Here is a 23,619-nt window from a genome sequence, read left to right on the forward strand (position 1 = left end):
GACGAAGAACAGGAGCGAAAAGGACCAAAAAATCGCCCAAAGCACACACGAAAACAGATACATCAAGCCAAGAAAAACTTTTTGGAGAAATTCAAAACAGCTTCTAAGACGCAGACAAGAAATATCTCCTGTAAAGGTGCGTTTTTATTGTCTATGAAAAAACATACGGCCGTACAAAAACTATACGACCGTATTCAAATCAGATTATATCTGCCGATAGGGCAACGAATGCACTTCAAGTTATGAATGTCCGTAATAAACCAATTCGACTGAGTTGAAAACGCAGTAGTACTGCATCTGCCGATGAAGTATATATTCAACCGTGAATGCAGTATATATTCATCAGCCGATGAAGTATATATTCATTTTTCAAGGGTATGTATTGACTGTTTACGGACATTCATTTTTCAATTTTTCTCACAGGCGATTGCACAAACAGTTTTCGCCAAGCGGTCGGCTTCATCTGCAGTGCGGGCTTCCGAATATACACGGATAATGGGTTCGGTATTGCTCTTACGCAAGTGTACCCACCCGTCAGCAAAATCAATCTTCACCCCATCGATATCGTTTACCTCTTCATTACGGTAAACTTCCTTCACTTTTTCCAAAATAGCATCAATATCAGTATCCGGCGTCAAATCTATACGATTTTTCGCCATATAATAAGTAGGATAAGAAGCACGCAGTTCACTCACTTTCTTGCCTTCATGAGCCAAATGACTTAAGAACAAAGCTATGCCTACCAGTGCATCCCGACCATAATGGGCAGGCGGATAGATAACACCGCCGTTACCTTCACCGCCGATTACGGCATGTGTCTCTTTCATTTTTGCTACCACATTCACTTCGCCTACTGCCGAAGCATAATATTTCATCCCGTATTTATCAGTTACATCCCGCAATGCACGAGTCGAACTCAAATTGGATACCGTATTGCCCGGTGTATTCTTCAATACATAATCGGCAACTGTAACTAGCGTATACTCCTCGCCATACATTGTTCCATCTTCACAAATCATAGCCAATCGATCCACATCCGGGTCTACTACAAAAGCCACATCCAATTCTTCTTTCCGCATCAACTGCATGATATCACCTAGATTTTTCTCCAAGGGCTCAGGATTATGCTGGAAAATTCCTGTAGGTTCGCAATACAATTTCTCTACATAATCCACTCCCAAACGCTCCAGCAATTGTGGAAGAATGATACCACCTACCGAATTTACACAATCAATTGCGACACGAAAACCTGCTTCACGGATAGCCTTGCTATCTACTAAAGGCAAAGACAAGACGTGCTCGATATGCTTTTCACCATAACTCAAATCCTCCGTATAGAGCCCTATCGAATCAATATCGGCGTATTCAAAGTCTTCTGCTTCGGCTATGCGGAGCACTTCTTTCCCCTCTTCAGCATTCAAGAACTCACCACGTTCGTTCAACAATTTAAGTGCATTCCACGGTTTCGGATTGTGGCTGGCAGTCAGAATAATTCCACCACAGGCTTTTGCCATCGTCACAGCCAATTCGGTAGTAGGAGTAGAAGCCAATCCTATATCAACGACATCAAAACCCATACCCATCAAAGTGCCACACACCACTTTCCGCACCATCTCACCTGATACACGGGCATCACGTCCCACCACAATGCGATTGCTTTGTAAAGAAGAAATACGACGAATCAGTGTAGCGTATGCAGAAGTAAATTTTACGATATCCAACGGGGTCAGCCCTTCTCCTGCTTTTCCCCCGATAGTTCCCCTGATACCGGAGATTGATTTTATCAAAGTCATCGTTTATTAAGTTTTTGGGTTTATAATTTCTCACCAACATTCAGGCAATGTCTTGGGTTGTCCTCCCTGACAAACGGAACAGACATTACAACATAAGGCGGATGTGCCAAAACAAAAATCAACGTTCATTTTGATAATCCCATTCCATTCTGACACACCTGCCTTCTTATTTACCTAAATTATAAGTAATCTCGTAATAACACGGGTATACATAACGGCTCGCATTTCTAGTCCCTTCAGCGTGAGGAACTATCAGACGTACACGAGCCACATCAGTCGACGAAGATGTACGCGAAGGTTTTACATACCGCAAAGGCAATAACCAGCCCGTCGGTACCGAAGTTGTCTGGTAAATGGAATACATAATATAACTCTGCGTAAAAGCTGCCGAATAAGAATCACCATCAATGGTAAGCTTATATTCTTCGGGATGAAGCATATACATTGGAAGCGACCACGATGAGTTTACTGAATAAAGCGGATAATTGTACAGATTCGTATTACCAGTCAGCGTATCACCCAAACTGAACAGTTCATCACGATCCTGCATCGCAATCTCAAAATAACGGGAAAGTATGGAATACGACCCATCTGCCAAGACAGAAGTACCCTGTCCTTTCTTCACGATATTCATATACACACCGCTTTCATCAAAAAGCACAAACTGATTCTCGTTGGTCATTGTATCTTGGGCATAGAATTCGCTTTCGCTTATTATTTCATAATCGTGCGTACTAATCCATGCATTGATTGCATCAATTTCATCATCTCTCAGTTCAGCATACGTCTTGCTATCGTCACAACTTTGGAATAACAAAGTCCCGATAGCCAATACTGTTACAAACAATCTTATCCTTTTCATTCTTCTTGCTATAAATTTGTGGCGGCAAATTTAATAAAATGGCAGTAATAAACGAAAATTCAAAGAGATTTTATCATTAAATGAAGTGATTTAAACTTATTTCAGAACATGAATATCACATCAGCATAGAAACCGTTGCATGCGAACCGGGTCATTCATTTTCTTGGAGGCATTCCAATGCATTAAAGGGAAGCTGTAGCTTTTCTCTTTTTAAAGCAGAAGGTAAAGACATACGGTCAGCATCAGAAATCCGTAATCTTTGCGTTACAAAAAACTGCTGCCTGCCAAACACTGATAAAAGCGTTAGCAGACAGCAATAAGTGTTATATCGTTATGCCATTACATCAAATTGTCTGATGGTTGATACAAATCCCCTTCAGATACCATTCATACAAACGATGAATTCCCTCGTCTATCTCCACTTGATGATGCCACCCCAAGCTATGAAGCTTCGTTACGTCCGTCAACTTACGCATCGTTCCGTCTGGCTTAGAAGAATCCCAACGCAACTCACCCTTAAAGCCGATTTCTTTTACAATCTTCTCAGCCAGTTCCCGGATGGACAGTTCCTTGCCCGTACCTACATTGATATGACAATTACGGATTTCTGTCTCGCCATTCTTGTAAGTATCTTTAAAATCTACATTCAATAATACGTGTACACTGGCATCTGCCATCTCTTCACTCCACAGGAACTCACGCAAAGGCTTGCCTGTACCCCATAAAGTTACAGCTTCGGGCGTAATGCCAAACTTTGCCAGTTTTCCTAAGATTTCTTCGTCCGTATTATTTCCATTTACTCCTTCTACAGGGCGCAAGTTTATGTCTTTACGCACAGCATCCCACTTGCCTTCATTCAGGCACTTTGCAAGATAGACCTTGCGAATCATTGCCGGAAGCACATGACTGTTTTCCAAGTGAAAGTTGTCATTCGGTCCATAAAGGTTTGTAGGCATAACGGCAATGTAATTCGTACCATATTGCAAGTTGAAACTTTCACACATCTTTAAGCCGGCTATTTTAGCAATGGCATAAGGTTCGTTCGTATATTCCAAAGGAGAAGTGAGCAGCACTTCTTCCTTCATCGGTTGGGGAGCTTCACGCGGATAGATACAGGTACTACCCAAAAACAGAAGCTTCTTGACACCATGACGAAAGCTTTCGCCGATGACATTCTGCTGTATTTGAAGATTCTGGTAAATAAAGTCTGCACGGTAATGCAAGTTCGCCATAATGCCTCCTACATGTGCGGCAGCCAATACTACAGCATCAGGCTGTTCTTCATCGAAAAAACGTTTTACAGCCACTCCATCCAACAGGTCCAGTTCCTTATGACTACGCCCTACCAAGTTCATATACCCCCGTTGTTGGAGATTATTCCAAATAGCCGATCCAACTAATCCATGATGTCCGGCAACATATATTTTTGATGATTTGTCCAACATATTCTTTTTTGTTGACAAGCCGACAAAGTATCAGAAAACGAGGCATTACCTGTCAAATACCATTACATCCTTGTCAATTCGTTATCTGACACCTTGTCAACTTAAAATTATTCTTCTTTATCCATTTCTGCTTTCAGATGAAGTTTCCTTACAAACTTCATGTCATGCTCAGCCATTATACGTACCAACTCAGGGAAAGATGTTTTTGTCGGATTCCAGCCTAATGTTTCTTTGGCCTTGGTCGGATCTCCTAAAAGCTGCTCCACTTCACACGGGCGGAAATACTTCGGATCAACTTCTACCAATACCCGTCCTGTTTCCCGGTCAATACCTTTTTCGTCAACACCACTTCCCTGCCATTCCAAATCAATACCCAGGTAATGGAATGCCAGCGTACAGAACTCTCGTACCGTATGCATCTCACCGGTTGCTATCACAAAGTCTTCTGGTTTATCATTCTGGAGGATAAGCCACATGCACTCTACATAATCTTTAGCATATCCCCAATCACGTTTCGCGTCAAGATTGCCTAAATACAGTTTATCTTGGAACCCTTGCTTGATACGTGCAGCCGCAAGCGTAATCTTACGTGTCACGAAATTTTCTCCACGCCGCTCACTTTCATGATTGAACAGGATACCGTTTACAGCAAACATACCATAACTTTCACGATAGTTTTTCGTTATCCAAAAACCATACTGCTTTGCCACTCCATAGGGTGAACGCGGATAAAAAGGAGTCGTTTCTTTTTGGGGAATTTCCTGAACCTTTCCAAAAAGTTCAGATGTGGAAGCCTGATAAATACGGCAAGTTTTGTCGAGTCCGCAGATTCGAACCGCCTCTAATAAACGAAGCGTGCCGATGGCATCAGCCTCGGCTGTGTATTCAGGTACATCAAAAGAGACCTTTACGTGGCTCTGTGCTGCCAGATTATAGATTTCCGTAGGATGAATGTCACTGATGATACGAATCAACGAACTGGAATCTGTCATATCGCCCCAATGAAGATTCACCAAACGGTTTTTCTTCATATCACGTACCCATTCGTCCAAATACAAATGCTCGATACGTCCTGTATTGAATGACGAAGAACGGCGTAAAATACCATGCACTTCATAGCCTTTCTCTATCAAAAACTCAGCAAGGTAAGAACCGTCTTGTCCTGTTATACCGGTGATTAATGCTACTTTTCTCATAATTCCAAAATCTTTTCGGGCAAAGGTAATCTTTATTTCTGTAAAAGCCAAACAGATGTGTTACTATCAGTCAGTCTCTCCGAAAAATATCACGGGTATACACTTTATACCGGACATCGTCAAGACATGTATCATAGCGATTAGCAATAATAGCCTGGCTCTGGCGCTTGAAAAGTTCCAAATCATTTACAACCCGGCTTCCAAAAAAAGTGCTCCCATCTTTCAAGGTCGGCTCATAAATTATTACAATTGCACCTTTAGCCTTCACACGTTTCATGACCCCTTGGATACTGCTTTGCCGAAAATTATCACTATGGCTTTTCATTGTAAGACGAAAAACACCTATTGTACATTGCCGTTCTTCATCAGGATTATAATCACTCCGGTTATAATAATCGTAATATCCTGCCTTATGCAAGACTCTATCGGCAACAAAATCCTTACGTGTACGATTGCTTTCCACTATTGCCTGTATCAAATTTTCAGGCACATCCGCATAGTTGGCAAGAAGCTGTTTGGTATCTTTAGGCAGGCAATAACCTCCATAGCCAAAACTTGGATTATTATAATGACTTCCAATGCGCGGATCCAGACAGACCCCATTGATTATCGCCTTTGTATCCAATCCTTTCATTTCAGCATAAGTATCCAATTCATTAAAGTATGATACCCTTAAAGCCAGGTAAGTATTGGCAAACAGTTTCACGGCTTCCGCCTCTGTCAATCCCATGAACAATGTATCAATATTCTCTTTAAGAGCACCTTCCTGAAGTAAAGCGGCAAAAGTATGTGCAGCTTTGTCCAAACGGGCGTCTCCTTCAGGACGTCCCACAATGATGCGGCTAGGGTAAAGATTATCATAAAGCGCTTTGCTTTCCCGCAGAAATTCGGGAGAAAATATGATGTTATTATTTCCCAACTTCTTACGGATGTTTTCGGTATATCCTACTGGTATCGTACTCTTAATGACCATAATCGCATCCGGATTGACCTGCATAACCAACTTAATGACTTCTTCTACATGGCTGGTATCGAAATAGTTCTTTATCGGGTCATAATTGGTCGGAGCTGCAATAATCACAAAATCAGCATCACTATATGCTTTAACCCCATCCAATGTAGCAGTAAGGTTCAGTTTTTTCTCTAACAGGTATTTTTCTATGTAATCATCCTGAATGGGTGATTTCCGCTGATTAATCAATTCCACTTTTTCCGGAACGATATCAACCGCCGTGACCTGATGGTGCTGACTCAGCAGTGTGGCAATAGAAAGGCCTACATAGCCTGTCCCGGCCACAGCTATTTTCAAATCTTTCATAATAATAACGATTTAAAGACAAAATCGCACCAGTTTACATTACTCTGCGAAGAATACATGCAGAAAAGTGTAAACTGATGCGACATGCGTATAAGTGTTGATTATAATTCTTAATTATTTGTTGCTTTTTTGCTTTTGGGCTTCGGAATATCCATATCCGTATCCATAACCATAGCCATATGCCTTGCCACCATATCCGTACTTTGCACCATATCCATAACCATAACTGTTTTTCCGTTTGCTCATGTCTATGTCATTAATAATAGTGGCAAGTACAGGGAATTTCTTCTCATCACGCAAAACATTAATATACCGATACCCAGCCTTCGGGGTCACATCTGCACGGCAAACATACACACACATGTCTGCCACACGTCCGATAATCGCAGTATCAGTAACCATGGCAATCGGCGCAGTATCCAGAATTATATAATCATAACGCTGCTTTAACTGCTCGATAGCCCGGTCCAGAACATCACGAGCCACCAGTTCTGTCGGATTGGGTGGAACAGGACCACCTGGCAAGATATCTAAATTCTCGCTAATATCCGAATGTTGAATCATATCGAAAATATTCACATGATCCGGATCCGCCAAATAATTAGTAATACCTTCTGCACGACGAGAAAGATTGAATACCTTATTCAATCCCGGCTTACGGATATCCATACCTACAATAATCGTTTTCTTTCCTAAGAAAGCAAGACTGACAGCTGTATTGCCGGCAACAAACGATTTACCTTCACCTGGCTGAGTAGAAGAAAAGAGAATCACTTTTTTATCTTTAGGCAACATGAAGAGTAAATTGGTACGCAAGCCACGAAATGTTTCTTCCATAATATCGTTTTTATTCTCCCGTACAACAATCGCTCCTTTTTCCGGTTTTTTACAGCGTGGAAGTTCTGCAATAATAGGAATATCTGTCAAGTGTTCTACATCTTCACGGTTTTCAATTTTGTACTTCAACATGTCACGCAGATAAATAATTCCGACAGGAATTCCCAATCCCAAAATCAATGCGGCAAGTGCGATGATTTTCTTTTTCGGAGAAACAGGATCCTTATCTGCCAAAGCATCTTCAATAATCCGCCCGTTATTGGCTGTAGCCGCAAGGGTTATAGCATTTTCCTCACGCTTTTGCAAAAGCATCGTATAAAGTGCCGCCTTGATTTCCTGCTGACGGGCAATGCTCAGGAACTCTTTCTCCTGCAAAGGAGCATTACTGATGCGTCCTTCAAATTTACGTGCCTGACGGTCTATGTCTATTTTTGCAATATTCAGACCTTTCAATACACTTTCAACAGTAGTCTGAACACTATGCCGCATGGCTTCTATCCCCGCATTCATATTAATAACAGCAGGGTTACTTTCAGAAGAAGTACGTAGCAAACGGTTACGTTCGATAATCATCGTATTATACTGGTCAATTACCGATGAAAGGTTCTGATCCTGCAACCCGACATTTGAAGGGATAACCTCTCCATTGTTTTGAGGATCATTTATGTAATTCTTCAAGAATTCTACCAGCTGGATTTGCGTAGCATTTTCTACACGCTGCTGTCCATACTTAGAACTTTCTTCCAAAGCCAACTGCGCATCACTGGTAAGATCTGTCAATCCCGAACGCTGTTTAAAATCAGCCAATTCTGTCTCTGCAGTACCCAATTCGCGATTGATAATTCCAATGCGTTCTTCAATAAATTCAGCTGTTTTCTGTGCCACTTCATTTTTTTCATCATTTGCATCGCGGTTATAGAAAGCCACCAGGCAATTGATAAAATTCACAGCACGTTGTTTATCCGTATTCTGTATTCCGATTTGAGCTATTGTTGTGGTTTTCGAAGTCGCTTCCACGGTCAGGTTCTCCATATATCCATTCGCGGTAGACGTCGGAGCATTAATATACGCAACCAGTCTCATATCTTCTTCCATAGGCTCTGGAAGCGAGTCGTTTTTAACGAAGTTCACCACTCCGACAGGAGTTGGAAGTACAGCCGGAAGTTTATCAAATGTTTTACTGATTTCTTCCTCTTCTTCTTCAAGAGTGTATTCGGCCTCCACATTCAATTTGCCATCAAGCGTATATTTCATTTTCAGCTTAACAGGTGCCTCCAATTTATCAGCTTCTTCAGGCGTCATGAAAACATTGACAGGAGAAGTCTTATACAAAGGAATATTATAACCGCTCATGCGGTCTTCGGCTATACTGATATACAACCGTAATTCATTTACTGCCTTTTTGATAAGAGTACGTGAATGCAGAATTTCCACCTCATTATCAAAATTATTAGTCATGGAAAACATTCCAAGGTCTTGTATAGCAGCCAAAGGCGATGTAGCAGAAGTACTACCTTTTTGTTCTTCTTCTTTAATTAAAACAGCCGCCGTAACATTGTATACTGGCGCCTGATAGCGCAGATAAAGGAAAGCCAATATCAAACAGACAATTACACTTATGACAAACCACGGCCAATAAGCAAGGTATTTGAAAAAAATAGCATATAGATTGATAGCATTTTCTTCATTGTTTTGTTCATTGATGTTTTGTTCTTCCATAGATGTTTTTTTCTAACTTTTTTATCCGTTGAATTAATTGAGAATATTGACTAGCAAACTTGCGATAGATACCAAGATTGAAGTTGCCGATATAACCGTAGTGGTCGTATTACCGATATCTGAGTTTTTCGCCTTTGTCTTATTGGGAGTAACATAAATGACATCATTTTGCCGGAGATAGAAATAAGGTGAAAGGACGATGTCACTTTTCGTCAAATCAAGCTCTACGATTTCCCGTTTGCCATTGGGTTCTTCACGAATCAGCTTCACATTCGTACGTACACCGTAAACCGTCATATCCCCTGCCATAGCAAGAGCTTCCAACACATTAACCTTTTCGTTACTAACCGTAAAAGAACCAGGGCGTGCAACTTCACCCAACACTGATATCTTATAATTTGCCATACGGACGGTTACAATCGGAGCTTCTTTCAGATAAGGTTTCAACCGTTCGCGAATCATATTCTCCGCTTCATTCTTAGTCAACCCTCCTACTTTCAACCTTCCGAGGACTGGAAAATCAATTTCTCCCTGATTGCTTACAAGATATTGTTGCAAGGTTGGCTGGGTAGTCGTGTTGATATTAGTCAACGCCGCATTCAAAGGAGTCTGCACAGTCAAATTAAATGGAGCAGCCGCCTGAGGATCGGTCGTATTCACTGTAATACTTAACAAATCTTTAGGCATGATTTTCGCATCATAAAGGGGGATTTCCGTTCCCAGTTCATTTACAATTTCAGGATTCTGCAAGTAAGGTACACTTTTATAAGAGGTACATCCTGCCAGCAATGCCATAATAGCAAATGCGAAAAGTGTTTGTTTGAGTTTCATCTTATGTTCTTTAAAAATATTAATTGCCTCTATTTTTCCAATAATACTTAGTCACTGTATCAGCCCGACATTATTGTTTAAGTAAACAATCTTTTCAAAAAGCTCTTTCGTGATTTCTTGTCATCCTGTTCGTCCGTTTCGTAGCGGTCCAACAAATCTTCATACGAAAGACGCTTGGTTACCATTTCATAAATAGTGCCCCAATCAGGCAATCCTCCCAAATTACGGTCATCTATGAACAAATCCACTTTCAATTTGCGCGAATAATGATTGTTCTGTTGCTTTTCTTCCTCCGGATAGTCACGGTTGACTGCATAAAAGACCAATCCCCGCTGGCGGCAAAATTCAACGGCCTCATCCAAAAGCTTCCCTTCACGCACACTCCAAAGAATCAGCTTATGCTTTTCCGCAGCCAGCTTTTTTAGAGTTTCAATAGCAAAAGGTATCTCTGCACCAATGGCGGGATATTTATGCTCTACAATAGTTCCATCAAAATCTACAGCTATAAGCATATCAATTACTCATTATTTAATTTGTATAAAAAGTTCTGACTCCTTACCTATTCAAAACATTACTTTTTAATCTAATTTGTCCCTGCATATCAACCAATATGACACGTGTGCGCAAAGATACAACTTTTTTCATTATTGACAAAAGTTTCAAACAATAATAATTGAAGTATCAAATCAAATCTCTCGCTTCCAATATCCTATCAATCTTTTAGAGCCTGTTACTTTCAATGCACTTTTATCCCATCAAGTATTTGCAGCAACGAATCGCGCACAACGGCAAATTGTTCCTTATTATCCTCACTTACAGGCTTTTTAGGTTGCGACTTGATAGTAAGAGGATTAACGGGGGTACCATTATCATAAACACGGAAATCAAGGTGTGGCCCAGTAGACAACCCCGTGCTCCCAACGTAGCCAATCACTTCTTTCTGCTTTACTTCCGAGCCCACCTGGATTCCTTTAGCAAATCCCGAGAGATGCATATAAGTGGTAGTATAGCGGCTATTGTGACGAATCTTCAGGTAGTTTCCTGCCCCACCCGCCTGGTAAGCTTTAGCTATCACCTTTCCCTTGCCAATAGCATACACAGGCGTACCCTTCGGAGCAGCATAATCCACACCATGATGGGCACGATAACGGCGCAATACCGGATGGAATCGGCTATTCGAAAAGCGTGACGAGATGCGATAATAATCCAACGGAGCCTTCAAGAACTCACCCTCCAGGCTATTCCCGTCAGCATTGTAATACAATTCCTCACCATCCTGCACAAAGGGAATAGCATAATACACACTATCTTCGTGCGAAAATGAGGCTGCCAGCACACGGAAGTTCTGCAATTCCCTTCCTTCTACGGTTTCCTGTTCATACCACACACGGAACTCGTCTTCTTTTTGCAACCCGAAAAAGTCAATGCTCCAGCCGAAGATATTCGAAAGGTCAAGGGCAAGCTGCGGGGAGGTTCCGCACTGCTGCATCGCCACCCACAACGATGTTTTTACCCTTCCTCCTACAGTCTTACGCTCCCACGTCACTGGATTTTCACCGCGCTTCACACCGTAATCACCTTTCAGGTCAAAGACGATATATGACTTCGGACTTTCCTCGTAAACAAAGTACACCGTCTGTGGAATGCTATCGCGGGTCGTAAAAACGGCGTATGCCTGCCCATCTTTTACCTTACGGACATCGAATACACCTTCTGCTTTCTTGGTAAGCCGGTGTACTTCACCTACCGAAAAACCATGCTTCCGCAAGATAATCGAGAGGTTCTGTCCCGGTTCTACAAGTCCGTACTTAATGTCGTAAAGCGAAACAGGTATCCCATATTTCCGCACGATATTGTCGACTTCTACCGAATCAGTTACCGCAACTTCGTCCAACGGTTGCGCCATATGATGCATATAATAAAAAGTCCCGCCAACCGCCAGCACAACAGCTACGACTCCGGCTATGAATATATTTCGTTTGTTCATAATTTATACAGATTGCAGGTAAAATAATGACACGCCCAATGAAGATATCTTACTTTGCCTTTTCAGTTATCTTCGTGGGCTGTAGCAGTTATTTGAAATTGCCGATGAAGTATATCTTCGTTTTGCAGACATATTTATTGGCGGAATAGGACATTCACAAGGAAAAAACAATAGTCATAAATAAGACACTCACGACAATCCTTCTATCTCCCCATTCACAATATCAATGTGTAGGGCTTGCGGCTCTTTGGGCAATCCCGGCATACGCATAATCTCGCCAGCTATCACCACCAGCATCTCAGCACCGGCATTAAGAACAATGTCACGCACATGAAACTCAAAGTCCTTCGCCACACCATAGAGCTTGGGGTCAGTGGAAAACGAATACTGAGTCTTGGCAATACAGATGGGGAATTTCTCATAACCCAGTGCTTCAGCTATCTTGATTTTCTTGCGCGCCGTGATGCTGTAAGTCACTTCAGCGGCACCATACAAGTTGCAAGCCACTTTCTCTATCTTTTCCTCGATGCTATCGGTGTCCTCATATGCAAGGCGCAGAGGTTGTGAAGGTTTGTTCTCAATGGTGTCCACTATCAGCTCTGCCAATTCCATAGCTCCGGCTCCACCTTCGGTAAAAGCATTGTTAACGGCAAAACCCACACCCATCGTGGTACAATGGCGACGGATAGCTTCAATTTCCTCTTCCGTATCGTTGGCGTAACGGTTAAATGCCACTACAATCGTCTGACCGAACGAGCGCAGGTTCTCAATATGCTTGTCAAGATTGGCAAAGCCTTTTTCCAATCCTTCCAAATCTGGCTCCTTGATTTTGTCAAGACTCACGCCGCCGTGCATTTTCAATCCCTGCGCCGTAGCTACAATAACGGTCAGCTTGGGTTGTAAGCCCGACTTACGGCACTTGATATCGTAAAATTTCTCTGCTCCCAAATCCGCACCGAATCCAGCTTCCGTAATCACGTAGTCGCCGAAGGTCATCGCCAACTTGGTGGCCAAGATGGAATTACAACCGTGAGCAATGTTGGCAAAAGGTCCCCCATGAACAAATGCCGGTGTGTGCTCAGTGGTCTGCACCAAGTTGGGGGATATGGCATCCTTCAGCAATACGGTAATAGCTCCTGCCACTCCCAAGTCTTTCACCGTAAAAGGTTTGTTATCAACGGTGAAACCCAGCAAAATATTCTCGATACGACGACGCAAATCCGCCTCATCTGTTGCCAGGCAAAGGATAGCCATGATTTCAGATGCCGGAGTGATATCAAAACTTGACTCCCGGGTAATGCCATTGGTTTTTCCTCCCAATCCCGTCACGATATAACGCAAACCGCGGTCGTTCACATCCAACACACGATTCCACAGCACTTCCTTCATGGCAAAGCCGTTATCGCGGTTCTGATACATATAGTTATCCAACAAGGCAGCAATCATATTATGTGCCGAGGTAATGGCATGGAAATCACCCGTAAAATGAAGATTGATTTTGTCCATCGGGAGCACCTGTGCGTAGCCACCTCCAGCAGCACCGCCTTTCATTCCGAAACAAGGACCAAGCGATGGCTCACGTAAGGCACAGATGGCTTTCCGTCCAATGCGATTCAACCCCAAGGCAAGTCCAATAGAAACCGTAGTCTTTCCGATACCGGCCTTGGTGGGCGTGATGGCTGTCACCAGTATCAAGTTACTCCGCTTTACCTTCTCTTCATCTATCAATGTTTCGGGCACTTTGGCAATGTATCGCCCGTAGTTCAAAATCTCATCTCCGGGTAACCCGTAACTCCAAGCCACCTGCTTGATTTTCTTCAGCTCGATGCTGCGTGCTATTTCTATATCCGACTTCATATTTATATCATATATTCTTTTTCATCAAAATTATCCAAGACCTAGAAACTGTTTTGAATCTCTACAAAAAGCTTTTCCCATCTTGATGTTTCCGTTTTCGTGTGTGCTTTGGACAATTGGGGGATTCATTCCAATTTTCAAAACGGGACATCAGGCATAGGAGCACCAAAGGGATTCTCCGACTGAGGAGGTATATCAGCAGGAGTAGGAGGCATATATCCTTGGCTTCCACCACTATTTATCTTCGAACGAAGTACTGGCGAAGTATGTTCCTCTCCTGGCATAGGCACAATCAGGTCATCATCAGGATTCTGAAAACGTGCATACTCTGCCCGGAAACGGAGAAGCACATCTCCGACGGCACCGTTACGGTGCTTGGCAATGATAATCTCTGCCATTCCATGCAAATCATTACCTTTCTCGTCCTGATAAATCTTGTAATATTCAGGGCGGTGGATAAAACACACCATATCTGCATCCTGCTCGATAGCTCCTGATTCCCGCAAATCGCTCAACTGAGGACGCTTACCATCAATGCCTTCACGGTTTTCTACACCACGATTCAGCTGACTCAATGCAATAATAGGAATATTCAATTCCTTTGCCAGTCCCTTAAGCGAACGGGAGATTGTACTCACCTCTTCCTGTCGACTTCCATACGACATACCACTGGCATTCATTAACTGAAGATAGTCGATAATAATCACTTTCACATCGTGTTCACGCACCAATCTCCGTGCCTTAGTCCGCAATTCGAAAACAGAAAGCGAAGGTGTATCATCCACATAAAGCGGGGCATCATACAATTCTTTTATTTTATAATCAAGCTGCCCCCATTCATAAGGAGCCAATTGCCCGCTCTTGATTTTCTCACCAGGTATTTCACATACATTCACTATCAAACGGTTCACCAGCTGTACGTTACTCATTTCGAGCGAAAACAAAGCAACAGGAACTTTATTATTGACCGCCATATTTTTCGCCATCGAAAGTACAAACGCCGTCTTTCCCATTGCCGGACGGGCTGCAATAATGATAAGGTCGGAATTCTGCCATCCTGACGTCATTTTATCAAGTTGGTGAAAGCCACTGGACAAACCGCTCAGACCATCTGTACGTGCTGCTGCTTTCTGCAACATTTCATATGCTTCTTGAATGACAGGATTAATCTGTGTGTAGTCCTTCTTCATATTTTGCTGGGAAATCTCAAAGAGCTTTCCTTCGGCCTCCTGCATCAAGTCGTCTACATCCTGTGTTTCATCGAAAGCTTTGGTCTGAATGGCGCTGGTGAATGATATCAATTCACGTGCCAGAAATTTCTGAGCGATAATGCGTGCATGGTATTCGATATGGGCAGACGAAGCCACTTTACCACTAAGCTGGGTGATATAAAAAGGTCCTCCCACCTCTTCCAGATTGCCTCTTGAACGCAGCTGCTCGGTCACCGTAAGAATATCAATCGGCTTCTGTTGGATAGCAAGGTCAGTTATAGCTGCATAAATCAGCTGATTACGATGTTCATAAAATGATTCAGGACGCAATATTTCACTCACCAGTGAATAAGCATCCTTTTCAATCATCAATGCCCCCAATACCGCTTCTTCCAGCTCGGGTGCCTGAGGCTGGAGATGTCCATATTCATCCACCGGCTTGGTCTTTACAGCCTTCGGGATGCGCGTCGTTCTTCGTACTTCTGCCATTATCTTCTTTTTTGAGGATGCAAAGTTAGAAAAATAAATCGAACGCAAAGATACAAAGACACAGAGTTTTTATTTTTTGCTTCTGCAAAAGCCAAAAAACATAACATCCTTGACTTTATATTTTGCGTCCGATCTATTATCCTCAAAAGACTTACAGCAGTTCGAACGAAACCGTACCGCGTATATCCGCAGACGATGCGCCGATATACGCCTTGAACTTACCCGGCTCCGCTACCCATTCGTGACGCTTATCATCGAAGAATTTCAAGGCATCGGGAGTAACGGTGAAAGTCACTTCTTTTTCTTCACCCGGACGAAGAGCCACTTTTCGGAAGCCTTTCAGCTCCTTTACAGGACGAAGCACGGAGCACTTCTCGTCGCCGATGTAAAGCTGGACAATCTCCTTGCCGGCTACCGTTCCCGTATTCTTTACTTTTACCGAAACCGTAAGGCTTCCGTCTTGATTCATCGCCTTAGTCGAAACCGCCGGTTTGCCGTATTCGAAAGTCGTGTAACTCATCCCATAGCCGAACGGGAACATCGGTTCAATTTTCTTGGTGTCATACCAGCGGTACCCCACAAGAATGTCTTCCTTATATACTTCGCGGATGCTGTCGCCCGGATAGCAAAGCGCATCGAAAGCGTGGGCTGGGCAGTCCTCCAGTTTCACAGGGTAAGAGAAAGGAAGTTTCCCACTGGGATTGACTTCGCCGCTCAGCACATCTGCCAACGCGTTTCCGGTAATCGTACCCAAATACCAAGTCTGCACCACAGACGGAACGTCATCGAGCCACGGCATCGCCACCGCATTCCCGCTTATCAAAACGACTACCATATTCTTATTCACTCCGAGCAACGAACGAATCAGTTCATCTTGCCCGAAAGGCAAGTTATAGGTAATGCGGTCGCCCGCCTCGCAATCCTGCTGATGGTTTTTGTTCAGTCCGCCTACGTAAATGACCAAGTCGGCTTCCTTCGCCTTTGCCACGGCATCCTCACGCAACGAATCCATCACCGCCTGCGGAATCTCTTCCACATTGCCATACATCGGACGCCCTGCCTTATAACCTTGCGCATACGTCACATTGCCGTACTTTTTACGCAGACCGTCCAAGGGAGAAATGAAATCTTTGGGCTTCAGTTCCGAAGAGCCTCCTCCCTGCATCAGGTTGCGCACCGCATTGTCGCCTACCACAAGGATGTTTTTATACGCGCCGGGGACAACCGGAAGCAAACCTGCCTGTTTTTTCCCGTTTCCGTTCTTCAGGAGCACTGTCCCCTCGGTTGCCACTTCGTATGCCACCTGATAATGCGCCGGCGAAGCCATCGAGCCGAAAGACTTTTTGCGGTTCATCGCCGTGCGGAAAATCAGACGGAGCACGCGCCCTGCCTTGTCATCAACCACCTCCATCGGAATCTTGCCTTCTTTTATCATCTTCAAGTAAGCTTTGCCCAAATAATAGTCATCATAACCGAACTCCGACTCCGAGGTCAATCCGTTGGTGTAAGAGCCCATTTCGAGATCAAGCCCGTACATGGCGGCTTCGTACGTATCGTGTGCCGCTCCCCAGTCGGTCACCACACACCCGTCGAACTTCCATTCGCCTTTCAGAATGTCATTATTCAAAAGCTTGTGATGCGTGGCGTGCGTACCGCGTACTTTATTATAAGCTCCCATGATGCTCCATGCCCCGCCCCGTTCTACCGCCGCCTTGAATGCAGGCAGATAGATTTCGTACAAGGCACGGTCGCTCACCTCCACATCGATATGCCCGCGCCACAATTCCTGATTGTTGAGCGCGTAATGTTTCACGCAAGCCGCTACTCCGTTCTTCTGCAACTCCTGAATGTAAGGCACACACATCTCGGCGGCGAGGTAAGGGTCTTCGCCCATGTATTCAAAGTTACGTCCGTTCAAAGGCGTGCGGTATATGTTTACGCCCGGTCCCAGCTGCACGTCCTTGCCACGATATAAGGCTTCTTCGCCCAATGCTTTTCCGTATTTGCCCGAAAGTTCAAGATTCCATGTAGCAGCAAGGCATGTCAATGCCGGAAAAGCCGTACAACTGTCGCTGGTCCATCCGGCATATCCCCAGTCGTTCCAATTGATTTCAGCACGTACCCCGTGAGGGCCGTCGGAATACCACAGTTCAGGAATGCCCAGGCGCGGACATCCGGGCGAACTGAATTTTCCCTGCGCATAACTCAGGCGTGCCTTTTCCTCTACCGTCATCCGGCTCAAGGCATCCTGCACGCGCGCTTCTATCGGCTGGCTGTCGTCCAAATACACCGGAAGCGTTTCCACCGTTTGCGCCATCGGTGCAGACAGGGATAACGCCACACCTGCACATATTGTCAATAATTGTTTTTTCATGGTTTTCTGTTTTATAATTTTATTCTGCTGTTATCGATACTTCTGCATCACGCAAGCCATCGGAAACCACCTTCAGGCGAGCACCTCCGGCATCTCCCGTGTTTTGCAATACCACGAGGCACTTGCCGTAAAAAGCCTTGCGCTTATTGTCCTTGAACCGCTCCATCGAAATGGGGCTTCCGTTATCCACTCCGGCTATAAAGGCATTGCCTTCTACCTGAAAACGGACCAAATTGTCGGCGTTCGGACACAGATTGCCATCCTTATCCAAAATCTCTACCGTTACGAAACTCAAGTCACGCCCATCGGCATACAAGTTGGAACGGTCGGGAGTCAGGCGGATTTGGGCAGGAGTTCCGGCTGTACGGATTTCTTTCTCGCCTACTACCTTGCCTTCTTTACGTGCCACCACCTTCACGCTTCCCGGCTCGAACTTGACACGCCATGCCGCATGCAGGCAATCAGGAGTCTTCGCCTTCACGCCTTGCGACTTGCCGTTGACAAAAAGTTCCACCTCGTCGGCATTGTTGTAATAGCACCACATATCAATATCCTGTCCCGGCGTCCAGTTCCAGTGCGGGAAAAGATGGAGCACAGGCTTGTCCGACCACTCCGCCTGATAGAGGTAATAGGCATCCTTCGGAAATCCGGCAAGGTCGACGATGCCGAAATACGAGCTGCGTGCAGGCCATCCGTAAGGAGTAGGCTCGCCGATATAGTCGAATCCCGTCCACACATATTGCCCGCTGATGAAAGCATTGTCACGAATCAGCTTTATGGTTTCCTCATGCGTGTTTCCCCAAGGCACATGGCAATTGTCGTATGCCGAGCAAGCGAAAGTCGGGTCGTAATACAGCTTGTCCCAACGGTCGGGACAAACGGTAACCTTATCGCTCGGCATCCGGTAATACCCGCGTGTGGCAAGAGCCGAATTGCTTTCGGTAATTATAAAAGGCTTGTTAGGGAAATTCTTAGGCACATCGGGAATATTCGCGTTATGATAATTGTACCCGATAATGTCCATAGCTCCCGACTTGAACAAATGGTTTGCCGGATTCGGTTCATTGCATCCGGTCGTAATGGGACGTGTCGGGTCGAGTGCCTTTACAAACTCAGCCAGCCTCTTCGCCAGCAATGAATTGACACTCATCTCCCCTTCTTTTGCCAACATATCCGCCGAATGCCCGAAGTTCAGAATCAGGTTCGCTTCTTCCAGACTTAACGTATCGGCTTTGGCATCGCTCCACTGCTCCAACACTTCGTTGCCGATGCTCCAAATAAATATGGAGGGATGGTTGCGGTCGCGCAAGATGAAATCGCGCAAATCCCGTTCATACCACTCATCAAAATAGCGGGCATAGTCGTGCGAAGTCTTCTTCTTGCGCCACATGTCGAACGCCTCATCCATGACGATGAACCCCATCCGGTCGCACAAGTCGAGCAATTCGGGCGCAGGAGGATTGTGCGAACACCGGATGCCGTTGCATCCCATCTCTTTCAGGATTTCCAGCTGGCGTTCCATGGCACGCACATTGACCACCGCTCCCAAGCATCCCAAATCGTGATGCATGCATACCCCGTTTATCTTCATCGGTCTTCCGTTAAGGATAAATCCCTTTTCGGCATCAAAAGAAAACGAACGGATACCTACAGGCGTTTCATAACGGTCGACCTGTTTCCCTTCTTGTACCACTTCGGTCAATAAGGTATATAAATAAGGTGTATCAATATCCCACCGTTCGGGATTCCCGACCTTTAGCTGTTGCGAGACCTCGGTTTCCTTCCCGGCTTCTACGAAACAGTCCGTTTCTCCACTTGCAACGATAAGCCCTTCCGCATCCAGCAAAGAAGAATGCACCTTCACCTGAGCAGGCATAGCTGATTCATTTGCCACACGGGTCTGAATATCCAAATCCGCCTGCGCATCACTCACCTCACTCACCGTAGCATACGTTCCCCATTCAGCCACATGCACTGCACCGGTCTTCACCAGCCATACATTCCGGTAAATGCCGCATCCCGAATACCAGCGTGAATTAGGCTGTTCGGAATTGTCCACACGCACGGCAAGCACATTCTTTTCGCCCCACTTGAGATGCGGGGTAAGGTCGTAACTGAAAGTAATGTATCCATACGGACGATGCCCCAGAGATACACCGTTAAGAAATACTTCCGAATTCATATAGACCCCATCGAACACGATACGGAACTTCTTATCCGCATCGGCTTTATCGGGAACGAAAGTCTTACGGTACCATCCGATGCCTCCGGGCAAAGCCCCTCCGCCTGTACCGGACGGATTATCCTGACTGAAGTCGCCCTCTATCGCCCAATCATGAGGCAAGTCGAGCGCACGCCACGCCGTATCTGCAAAACCGACTTCTTCCGCTTGCGGTTCGTCTCCTAACAGGAAACGCCAGCCGTCGTTGAAGTCTATCTTCTCGCGGAGTTCTTCCGGAGATGCCGCACACGAAGCTAAAAGCAGGCAACATACTCCGCATAAAAGAGAAGCTAATTTCTTCACCATTTTATCTTAATTAATTATTGAAACGCAAATTCCCGCAGATTAACGCAGATATCATTATTATAGTAGAACAAAATTGTTTTGCGAAAGATTGACTATAATTAATCTGAGGAAATCCGCGCTAATCTGCGTTTCACACAATCATCACATTTATAATTTCACCGAAACTTCTTCGCCCGTATAGTCCACCGTTACACCTTTAGCATTCAAGTCGAAAGGCTGTGCCTTATCGGGATTCACCTTTACCACGGTAAAGGTACGTTTCTCCAGCATACCGGGGAATGAACCCTCACGCTTGCCGATGGTCAAAGTCTGTTCTTCCTCATCGTATTCCATCGGAATCATGGCATACTTGCCCTGCTCGTAGTTGTAGTTCACACCTTCGTCTTCGTACAGCGTAAACTCTCCATCGGCACCTTGATATACATAAAGTACAATGCGATCTGCCGGTTTTTCATCGGTATATTGCATATCCTCACCGAACGGAACGATAGAACCGGCACGTACGTAAAGCGGTACACGCTCGTAAGGAGCTTTCACATCTGCCTTCACACCACCCTGCTGGAACTTGCCGGTATAGAAATCATACCAACCTTCCGCTTTCGGGAAATAAACCTCACGCGAACGGGCACCGTATTCATATACCGGAGATACCATAAAGGAAGGACCGAACATAAACTGGTCACCGATGTTATTTACATTCGTATCAGATGTGAAATCCATCACCAGCGGACGCATAATCGTATAATCCTTAAACCAGGTCATGCCTGCCAGAGAATAGATATACGGCATCAGGTTGTAGCGCAACTTCGTATAATAAACAATGGAATTATAAGCCGGATGCCCTTCTGGAGCAATTTCCCACGGCTCGCGCAACGGATACTGACCATGGGCACGGTACAGCGGACAGAACGCGCCGAACTGGAACCAACGCGTATTCAGCTCACGCCATTCCTTATAGTCGGCATTCTCGGTCTTTGTCTCGTTCCATTGCTTCTGACCTGCCACGTAACGGTTTTCTACACAGAATCCACCAATGTCCATCGTCCAATATGGAATGCCGCTCATGGCAAAGTTCAGTCCGGCTGATATCTGTGCCTTCATGTCTTCCCAACGGGTAGCGATGTCACCGCTCCACGTAGCGGTAGAATAACGCTGCAATCCGGCAAAGCCCGAACGGGTCAGCAAGAATACACGTTTATTGTTGTCTACTCCACGCTGGCCGTTATAGATAGCATCGGCATTCATCAAAGCGTAAGCATTGAAGTATTCAGCCGAGGAGCCTAATGCCGTAGGACCGCACAAATCCTTGCGGTATTGCAAATCAGTACAATCGCGCACGTTCGGCTCGCTGGCATCCATCCACCAGGCATCAATGCCCAACGGATAATAATGCTCGTACATCTGGATCCAGAACAACTTGCGTGCATCGGCACTATAGGCATCATAGAATCCGTACGTATAACCCGGACCTACCCAGTCCTTCAGGCTGTCCTTTACCGATTGCTGGTACATCCAGCCCTTCTCATCAAATTCCTTGAAATGTTCGGTTGTCGTATAGAATTTCGGCCATACGGAAATCATCATCCGTCCGTGCATGGCGTGAATAGAATCTACCATCGCTTTCGGATTGGGGAAACGTGCCTTGTCGAACTCATGGCTTCCCCAAGCGTTTTCGGGCCAGTGATTCCAGTCAAGCACGATGTTGTCAATAGGAATCCGACGGTCGCGGAACCCTTTCAAGGCACCCAGCATTTCGGCTTGCGTATTGTATTTCTCACGGCTTTGCCAATACCCCATCGCCCATTTCGGCATAATCGGCGACTTGCCCGTCAGCGTACGGTAGCCGCTGATGACCTCGTCCATATCGTCACCCGCGATAAAATAATAATCCAGTTGCTGCGTCATTTCGCTCCACCACGATTGCTTGCCCTGTTCTTTCGGGTCTACCGGACTGTATACACGAAGCCCGGAATAAGATACGGCTCCGTCGGGAATCCATTCCACTTTGAGCGGCACACGCTTTCCGGCTTCCAGATTGACCGAGAACTTATAGCTGTTCGGATTCCACGCCGTACGCCAACGTTCAGGTACCACCAGCTGGTTATCGATGTATATCTTTGTATATCCCGCATAATACAGAATAAACTTGAATTCTCCGCTTTCCGACGGTTCGATAGAACCTTCATACGTCACCTTCGAACCATAGAAAGGAAAATCTTTAGGCAAGTTCACCACATGTCCCAAATCGCCTCTTACCAGATGCTCGAAATAGAGCGAATCCTCACGGCGTACCAAGGTCTCCGCACCTGAACCTTCGGCAGGCACGTATGTACCGGTGATGGCACCTTCTTTTCCATCCTTGTCATAAAGTTTGAACACTTCCCCCAATTGTGAATAATCATTGGGATTACCGAAACGGCAGAGCGAATAACTGTCAAGCAGCACACCGTAATTCTTGTTCGATACGATAAAAGGCACAGACACCTTCGTATTGTATTGGAACAACTCCTCATTCTTACCTTTGTAGTTGAACTCGTCCGCCTGATGTTGTCCCAAACCATAGAACGCCTCATCATCGGGCGACTCGAACACCTGCCGAATGGTATATCCTTTGGTTCCTTCCACTTCAATCGGGGTAAAGGTCTTCCCTCCTCCTTTGTTCTCTTGCAGAATCAGGTTACCGTCTTCATCGGTAAACCATACTTCACCCGTAGACGCCAGCACCGAAGCACGCACCTCATCGGTAAATACCGTAATGGTATCGCCTTGTTGCGCTACCGTAAAGGGAGTCTGCTCCGTTTGAGGAACAACAACCAGACTTTGCCGGTCGGCAAATTTCTTTTCAGGAGTCGCCGACACGTGGATAAGTTTTTCACCCATCACCTGAAAACGGACCAGACGCACATCTGTGTCACCCTTTTGCTGTACTTTTACGATTACACCCTTGTCTGTCTCTTCATAAACGTTTCCGGAACATGCACCAAACAATAATCCGGCGAGCAGGCAACAAGAAATGTTTTTCATTTTCACCATATACCCATGTTTAAAGTTAAACAATAAAATTCTTTGATTACAAAGATAATCATTGTTCTCTCAACAAATGATTTCAAATGTTTTATACAAGGAACGTATATCATCCATTCGGGCTTCATTTGTTTCCGTATGGGGTATCA

At 45.0% G+C, this 23,619-nt stretch carries 15 protein-coding genes; 1 reads left to right on the forward strand and 14 read right to left on the reverse strand.

The features are described 5' to 3' along the window. Window positions 1-246 (forward strand): hypothetical protein (locus B5F78_RS17050; protein WP_162608479.1); only part of this gene is annotated, 246 nt, incomplete at its 5' end. 161 nt (window positions 247-407) lie between these two features. Here the strand turns inward: B5F78_RS17050 and glmM are convergent. From glmM to B5F78_RS04065, 14 genes are all read right to left on the reverse strand, one after another. Further along, window positions 408-1,793 carry a phosphoglucosamine mutase gene (gene glmM / locus B5F78_RS04000; RefSeq protein WP_087406089.1) on the reverse strand — a complete coding sequence of 462 codons (1,386 nt, stop codon included), beginning with the start codon at window positions 1,791-1,793 and terminating at the stop codon, window positions 408-410. A gap of 166 nt (window positions 1,794-1,959) precedes the next feature. After that, window positions 1,960-2,655: a DUF4827 domain-containing protein gene (locus B5F78_RS04005; RefSeq protein ID WP_087397706.1), complete on the reverse strand. Its 696-nt coding sequence runs from the start codon at window positions 2,653-2,655 to the stop codon at window positions 1,960-1,962. 344 nt (window positions 2,656-2,999) lie between these two features. Then, entirely contained in the window at window positions 3,000-4,100 is a 1,101-nt protein-coding gene (locus tag B5F78_RS04010; protein ID WP_087248021.1) for a GDP-L-fucose synthase family protein, read from the reverse strand. Between the two features lie 107 nt (window positions 4,101-4,207). Continuing rightward, window positions 4,208-5,296, reverse strand: a complete 1,089-nt coding sequence (gmd, locus tag B5F78_RS04015) for a GDP-mannose 4,6-dehydratase (RefSeq protein ID WP_022040168.1) — start codon at window positions 5,294-5,296, stop codon at window positions 4,208-4,210. A gap of 70 nt (window positions 5,297-5,366) precedes the next feature. Beyond that, complete coding sequence (locus B5F78_RS04020) at window positions 5,367-6,614, reverse strand: nucleotide sugar dehydrogenase (protein ID WP_022040169.1); 1,248 nt, start codon at window positions 6,612-6,614, stop codon at window positions 5,367-5,369. Window positions 6,615-6,728: 114 nt separating this feature from the next. Next, complete coding sequence (locus tag B5F78_RS04025; protein WP_087406091.1) at window positions 6,729-9,170, reverse strand: GumC family protein; 2,442 nt, start codon at window positions 9,168-9,170, stop codon at window positions 6,729-6,731. 33 nt (window positions 9,171-9,203) lie between these two features. After that, on the reverse strand, window positions 9,204-10,001 hold the full coding sequence (locus B5F78_RS04030) for a polysaccharide biosynthesis/export family protein (RefSeq protein ID WP_022040171.1): 798 nt from the start codon (window positions 9,999-10,001) through the stop codon (window positions 9,204-9,206). Window positions 10,002-10,078: 77 nt separating this feature from the next. Further along, the gene (locus tag B5F78_RS04035; RefSeq protein WP_022040172.1) at window positions 10,079-10,513 is read right to left on the reverse strand and encodes a BT0820 family HAD-type phosphatase; all 435 of its coding nucleotides are present in this window, start codon (window positions 10,511-10,513) and stop codon (window positions 10,079-10,081) included. 224 nt (window positions 10,514-10,737) lie between these two features. Continuing rightward, a complete protein-coding gene (locus B5F78_RS04040; protein WP_087406092.1) occupies window positions 10,738-11,988 on the reverse strand; it encodes a peptidoglycan DD-metalloendopeptidase family protein in 1,251 nt (416 codons plus the stop codon). 189 nt (window positions 11,989-12,177) lie between these two features. Further along, the gene (locus tag B5F78_RS04045) at window positions 12,178-13,845 is read right to left on the reverse strand and encodes a formate--tetrahydrofolate ligase (RefSeq protein ID WP_022040175.1); all 1,668 of its coding nucleotides are present in this window, start codon (window positions 13,843-13,845) and stop codon (window positions 12,178-12,180) included. Between the two features lie 137 nt (window positions 13,846-13,982). Continuing rightward, window positions 13,983-15,545 (reverse strand): replicative DNA helicase, encoded by a 1,563-nt coding sequence (dnaB, locus tag B5F78_RS04050; protein ID WP_087209908.1) that lies wholly within the window; start codon window positions 15,543-15,545, stop codon window positions 13,983-13,985. A 151-nt stretch (window positions 15,546-15,696) separates the two neighbouring features. Beyond that, window positions 15,697-17,919 (reverse strand): glycoside hydrolase family 3 C-terminal domain-containing protein, encoded by a 2,223-nt coding sequence (locus B5F78_RS04055; protein WP_087406093.1) that lies wholly within the window; start codon window positions 17,917-17,919, stop codon window positions 15,697-15,699. Between the two features lie 19 nt (window positions 17,920-17,938). Next, window positions 17,939-20,446 (reverse strand): glycoside hydrolase family 2 TIM barrel-domain containing protein, encoded by a 2,508-nt coding sequence (locus B5F78_RS04060; protein ID WP_087406094.1) that lies wholly within the window; start codon window positions 20,444-20,446, stop codon window positions 17,939-17,941. Window positions 20,447-20,593: 147 nt separating this feature from the next. Then, window positions 20,594-23,476, reverse strand: a complete 2,883-nt coding sequence (locus tag B5F78_RS04065) for a glycoside hydrolase family 31 protein (protein ID WP_087406105.1) — start codon at window positions 23,474-23,476, stop codon at window positions 20,594-20,596. Window positions 23,477-23,619: the final 143 nt, after the last annotated feature.

Source organism: Bacteroides sp. An279 (assembly GCF_002159615.1).
Lineage (GTDB): Bacteria > Bacteroidota > Bacteroidia > Bacteroidales > Bacteroidaceae > Phocaeicola > Phocaeicola intestinalis.